This window comes from Methylobacter psychrophilus, from assembly GCF_025583945.1.
Taxonomy (GTDB): Bacteria; Pseudomonadota; Gammaproteobacteria; order Methylococcales; family Methylomonadaceae; genus Methylobacter_C; species Methylobacter_C psychrophilus.
In genome coordinates this window covers 1-5,589 of sequence record NZ_JAOEGU010000098.1, presented here as the reverse complement: position 1 = coordinate 5,589, position 5,589 = coordinate 1, and the positions used below count along the sequence as shown (strand labels likewise).

5 protein-coding genes and 4 pseudogenes are annotated in these 5,589 nt (G+C 42.9%); 5 read left to right on the top strand and 4 right to left on the bottom strand.

Annotated features, from left to right (window positions below):
- The first annotated feature begins 244 nt into the window (after positions 1-244).
- Positions 245-823 (top strand): annotated as a pseudogene (locus tag N7974_RS19950) (IS630 family transposase).
- 417 nt (positions 824-1,240) lie between these two features.
- Positions 1,241-2,431: a tyrosine-type recombinase/integrase gene (locus N7974_RS19945; protein WP_262967286.1), complete on the top strand. Its 1,191-nt coding sequence runs from the start codon at positions 1,241-1,243 to the stop codon at positions 2,429-2,431.
- Positions 2,432-2,591: 160 nt separating this feature from the next.
- Here the strand turns inward: N7974_RS19945 and N7974_RS19940 are convergent, their stop codons facing one another.
- Entirely contained in the window at positions 2,592-3,056 is a 465-nt protein-coding gene (locus N7974_RS19940; protein ID WP_262967289.1) for an RES family NAD+ phosphorylase, read from the bottom strand.
- A gap of 15 nt (positions 3,057-3,071) precedes the next feature.
- A pseudogene (locus N7974_RS19935) lies at positions 3,072-3,359 on the bottom strand (transposase domain-containing protein); the annotation flags it as partial.
- Between the two features lie 114 nt (positions 3,360-3,473).
- On the opposite strand from N7974_RS19935, the pseudogene N7974_RS20860 reads away from it, so the two are divergent.
- Positions 3,474-3,602 (top strand): annotated as a pseudogene (locus N7974_RS20860) (LuxR C-terminal-related transcriptional regulator); the annotation flags it as partial.
- Between the two features lie 27 nt (positions 3,603-3,629).
- Here N7974_RS20860 and N7974_RS19930 read toward each other — a convergent pair.
- On the bottom strand, positions 3,630-4,130 hold the full coding sequence (locus N7974_RS19930) for a DUF2380 domain-containing protein (RefSeq protein WP_317451635.1): 501 nt from the start codon (positions 4,128-4,130) through the stop codon (positions 3,630-3,632).
- Positions 4,131-4,152: 22 nt separating this feature from the next.
- Complete coding sequence (locus tag N7974_RS19925; RefSeq protein ID WP_262967285.1) at positions 4,153-4,587, bottom strand: SRPBCC family protein; 435 nt, start codon at positions 4,585-4,587, stop codon at positions 4,153-4,155.
- 186 nt (positions 4,588-4,773) lie between these two features.
- Here N7974_RS19925 and N7974_RS19920 point away from each other — a divergent pair, with 186 nt between their 5' ends.
- Both N7974_RS19920 and N7974_RS19915 read left to right on the top strand, forming a co-directional pair.
- Positions 4,774-5,436, top strand: a complete 663-nt coding sequence (locus N7974_RS19920) for a hypothetical protein (protein WP_262967284.1) — start codon at positions 4,774-4,776, stop codon at positions 5,434-5,436.
- A gap of 32 nt (positions 5,437-5,468) precedes the next feature.
- Positions 5,469-5,589, top strand: a pseudogene (locus N7974_RS19915) (IS3-like element ISAfe17 family transposase); the annotation flags it as partial.

The window sequence follows — 5,589 nt, the reverse complement described above, 5'->3', positions numbered from 1 at the left end:
CTTCAGGCTTGTGTCTTGGTAATTGAGCATAAGGAGTCATGGCTATCCGTGTTTTCAGAGGTAGATCACTATTTTAACCTTATAAAGGCCAAATTCTATGTCGATTATTTAGGAAAGATGTCTATTAAAAAAAGTACTGGCTGAATTAACTACGTGCCTAAATTTAGCCGTTAGTCCCAGCGTTTCAACACTGAAGAGAATTTGTAAAAGAGCAAAGCTAACTTGGAAACGGGTTCGAAAATCATTGAGATCAAAACGTAATCCGCATTTATTTGAACAGTCTCGCCAGCAATTAGCCACGCTTATCGAACAATCCAAGCAAAAAGAAATTGATTTGTTTTATTTTGATGAATCAGGTTTTACTTTGGAGCCTTGCGTCCCATACGCCTGGCAACCACGAGGTAAAACCATTGAAGTCCCCTGCGCCAAAAGCAAGCGACTTAATGTATTAGGTTTTGTTAATCGAGAATGCTCGTTTACTTCCGTCGTATTTGAAGGCACCGTAACCACTGCTGTTGTTGTGGCCAGTATTGATCATTTTATCTCAACACTTCAACGACAGACTGCGCTGGTCATGGACAATGCTTCAATTCATAAGAGTTTCTAGTTTCAAGAAAATATTGAGCGGTGGCAACAACAAGGTTTAACCATAGTTAATATTGCCCCTTATTCGCCTGAACTTAATATTATTGAAATCCTATGGCGAAAAATTAAATACGAATGGATGCCTTTTTCTGCCTATGAATCGTTTCGAAATTTGAAGGAATCATTGTTCGAAATTTTGGCTAATATAGGCAAATCTTATACCGTAAATTTCGCCTGAAAGTAAAATCGCCCTAAAAATGTTAAATAACTTTTGAACGGTTACTTATTTAATTGAGATCAATAGCTTTATAAATAGTGATTCATACCGGATTTTTTGTGCCTGAATTGTTGGCAGTTGTTGCGGGTGTTTTTTTTGGGATGGGACAGAATTGGGACAATTTAAAATAATAGGCAAAAAAAAGGGCTTAGATTTTACTCTAAGCCCTTGATTTATTTGGCTCCCCCGGACGGGCTCGAACCGCCGACCTAGTGATTAACAGTCGATATGAATCGTGTTTAAAGATGTTCACACACATTATTAAATGTATCTATATGCCCAAATTCATTGGCCTTGCTGTTCATATTTGTTTATTATTATTCCCATTTTCAACCTTATGTTGCACAACTCAAGTGACCATAAAGTGACCACGAAATAATGCTTACAGATAAATCGATTAAAGGACTTAAACCAAAAGTATCCGCCTATCGACTTTATGAAAAAGGAAACGATAAAGGGTTCGGCGTAAAAGTTACTCCGGCAGGTAGCATGTCTTTTTTTATTCAATATGCAGGTATTGATGGGAAACAAAAGTTTTATAGCCTGGGTCGATATCCATCCGTGTCTCTGTCAGATGCTCGAGCTAAATGTCGAGAAATAAGATGCCAAATTGATCTAGGCCAAGATCCGCAATCAAAGATTGTGCAAAAACATGGCAGCGTTGCCAATTTGTTCGAATACTATATCAAACACATGGTCAGCAATGGCAAAAGAACGTGGGGAAAAGTCAACGCAGACCTCAACTATAACTGCAAGGATATTTTGCACCTACAGGCCAAGGATATTTCGCCCACACACATTAGAAAAATACTGTACACAATTATTTCTCGTGGTTCAAAAGTTCAAGCTAACCGAATACGTTCATATTTACATAGAGCTTTTGAGTTGGGTGTCTATCACGATAACGACCCGAAGAATTTATCCAATGATTTTACCTTTCAAATTACAGTAAACCCTGTTGATGCCATTCCCAAAGATACCGGTGCAGAAGTAGTCGGAGAAAGAAACTTATCATTTCCAGAAATCAAACAAATATGGCATGACACTACCATACATGAGCAATTTCACTTAGCCACTAAACTACTCGTTATCTATGGTTGCCGTCCCACGGAATTGTGCGGTGCATTAAAACAAGAGTTTGATTTCGACTCGATGATTTGGAGCGTACCTCCTGAGCGAGTCAAAAATGAACGTTGGCTTATTTTGCCTATAACTCCTCATGCCAAGGAATTGCTTGATAGGCTGTGGATATATTCCGGGAATTCTAAATATCTTTTTCCCGGCAGATATAACGAAGAAAAACCAATCCACAAAACCTCTTTAGGTCATGCCATATCACGAATTGAAAGTGTGCAAGAATTCTCTCCAAGAGACCTGCGACGAACCGTAAAAACTAGAATGGGAGAAATTGGTATTGAAAAAAGCATTCGGGATCGGATACAGAACCATGCGCTTAACGATGTGAGTTCCAAGCATTACGATAGATATGATTACCTACAAGAAAAAAGAAAGGCTCTATTGACATGGGAAAAATACCTTCTTGAACTAACCGAGAAAAATAAACATTGAGATAATTCGCAATCGTCAATCTGACAATAATAGGCTATCAATTAAGTGGGAGAATGTTTTTAGTAACATAATTTTGATCCATTTCTGATTTAAGTTTCTAGAAAAAAACCCTTTATTCACAATTTCTTACACCCTTGGTAGTGATTATCAACAGTTTGATTTATTGCCCGTCCCATGATTCAGTGGTTTTAGAAAGTCGGCCAAAGTCATCAACTACCCGAACCGCATTCGGTGCTGAAGCAGACCATTGCCATAAAACCAGTTTTTGGTTTTTAGCGGTGCAACCGGGTGCAAAACTACGCACCAATATCCCTGCAATCTCAAAGGCGCGTAATCGTTCGGCTAATCGCCATGTCGGCGGTTCAAGCTGTTGAGTCGCTAAATCTTCCCAAGAGCAACCCAATTCTTGTGACGAACTACCCATATTGGCCAACTGCTGTTCATCATTAAGGTCGGCTATTTTCGCGCAATCAATTTCATAAGCAACTAACGTCATTGGTTGTCGCTTAAAAGAAAATCCTTGCTGCGCTTCCATCCAAGCTGTAGTCGGATCAAGCGATAAATAAAGTGCCGCACAACCGGGCGGATTAAATCTCCCGCCATATTTTTGGACGTAAGCGTCCAGCGCGACCGTCTACACCTAAATTTCATTCTGTGAATTAACCTCCACCGACACAGCAGGAAATGGTAATAATTCATTAATACGACTATTGGACCAGGTTGGCAGTTTTTCCAAGGTATCTTTTAGCCACGCCTCAGGGTTTAATCCATTCAGTTTCGCGGTGCCCAATAAACTCTGAACAGCAGCAGCTATCTGCCCTGCAGGTTCTGAGCCGGCAAACAACCAGTTCTTTTTTCCTAGGGCGATGGGGCGGATGACGTTTTCAACAGGATTATTGTCAATGGGCAGATGTCCTGTTTCAGCATAACTAATGAAACACTGCCTAGGGTCAGCTAATCAGCATATTTAAATATATCGCATTATCTGACGCCGAGGTTAATGCAGGAAGTTAATACCCTTTTGTCAAACCGCTAGATAGCGGTGCTACGCTGGACTGCCGATAGCAAAACGGCTAATCAGATCTTATGTATTCTTACTATTTCTAAGCGCACTGTTATTTTTCATATCAATAATGCCATAACCAAACTGAATACCAGTAACAAAACCTCGGCAGCGATCAAAGCAGCGCTGCTCGGATTACTGGTCAATCAGGGCGTGAATTTTATTGGCAAGCGAACTAACGCCTCGTTGGGTGACCTTTTCATGGTTGCCCTTAAGTTCGATAGCATAGCTTGCAGCCAGAGTTTGGGTTTTTACATTGATCACATGCGCCATCAGATAGGAAAACAGAAAGCTGGGTTTACTGTGCTGACTAACGACTATCCAATCAGTACCTTGTTGCTCACCGAGTTTGGCCGCAAGATCATTAAAGCGAAACAGATAGCCGAAGCTGGAATTGGCGGTTAGTTGATCCTCAGGCTTGATGTGTATGATTTCATACTCGCCTGACTGGTTGAGTGCCTGCTCCAGCAACGGTTGCATGGATGCAGTGCGCAGCTGTTCCTGAGGCGTGTTGGGCAGGGAGGTAATATCGTTCAGTTCAAAATTCAAGATGGCTATGCGCGGCGCAGCCTCGGCGTTGCCTAACAACAGAAATCCCATTGTCAGTATTATTCCAGTCGTTTTAAGCATGTTCATGGCGCGATCCTCAAATTGGTTATCAAACAATATTTCTTTGTTGTAAATCCTGCTCCAGGCCATCGACACCGTCGGTAATCGCACGGCGTATCAATTCGACCATAGCCTCACGCTGCTCTTCCTGCACATCGATTGCTACGATCCAGGACAGTTTGGCGCTATTGTCATGGACCTTGCTGATGTTTACCGTACCCAGATAGCTTTGCACCGGAAATTGCGATTCGATTCTGTTGTAGCGCAAGCTTCGTTGCTGATGATCAATGGTATCAATGCGATCTGTTATTTTTCCGCCATCCACCAAGGTCAGGAAGCGAGATGCGCCTACTCCGGCACCAAGTACAGAGCAGTCGGCAATTATCGGAAACCAGCGCTCAAGCCCGCCGATACTACTGATTGCCGCCCAAGCCTGATCGGCATTTACGGTAAGGTTTTTGGTAACGTTTATTTGTTCAATCATGATCTATCCTCCAAAAGTGAGATTGCCGTGAATGTCGACGGCTGATAGTGTATGCAATTGAACGTCTGAGGTAAGCCGATATTTGCCCGCAGAGTACGGGCAATTTGCCCGCGTTTAAGCATTCGGCTATTAAAGCTGTTTAGCGCCTCTTATAATGTAGGCCACCGCAGGCTTATTCGGTTTACCATGAACCTACAAATCCATTTATTGTCACGCATCATACTGGTTGCGCTATTGTGCCTGCTTGCCACCACCGCCTATGTGCTGTATCACAGTAACCAGCAAGCCAGGCAGGCTACACAGCTCACTGCCGAATCACTGGTCAAACAGCTAGAGTTACAGCTTTTGCGCATCAATGGCGGCTTCGGCCAAGCTAATCTGTTTCCGGATTTTGATCTTTGGAAACAGACCGGCAGCGTACCCGGAATTTGTGTTAGCTTCGTAGCAACAGACAGTGCAACACGCAGTCTTTGTAATGGCACCAAACTACCTGTTCATAACTACCCTACTGGTTTCGAGAGCTTTTACCGTCAGCTATTAAATCCCGGTTTAGTGCTAACGCGACCGATAGTGTTTAAGGATCAGATTTTTGGCTTACTGACGGTTACTCCCAGTGCCGAGATGGAAATAGCCCAGGCTTGGGTAAATATTTGCGGCTTGCTGAGACTGTCTGCCATGACCGTTTTGGCTGTTTGTTTGCTGGTATTTCTGAGTATCAGCCGCGCCTTGCGACCAGCTAAAATTATCGTCTCCGGACTGGAGAAGCTGGAAAAAGCACCTACTTATCGACTGCCGCCGTTCGAGCTGAGCGAATGTATAGTGGATCCCGAAATCCGGACAATGGTTTAAACTATAGCCTGTGATGAAAAGAGAGGTCGATAATGAGCGAAAGTAAACGAAAGATTTTTACAGGAGCGCAAAAAGCCAAGGTTGCCTTGGCAGCGGTCAAGGGCCTGAAGACGATTAACGAGATCGCTCAGGAGTACGGAGTTCATCCAACCC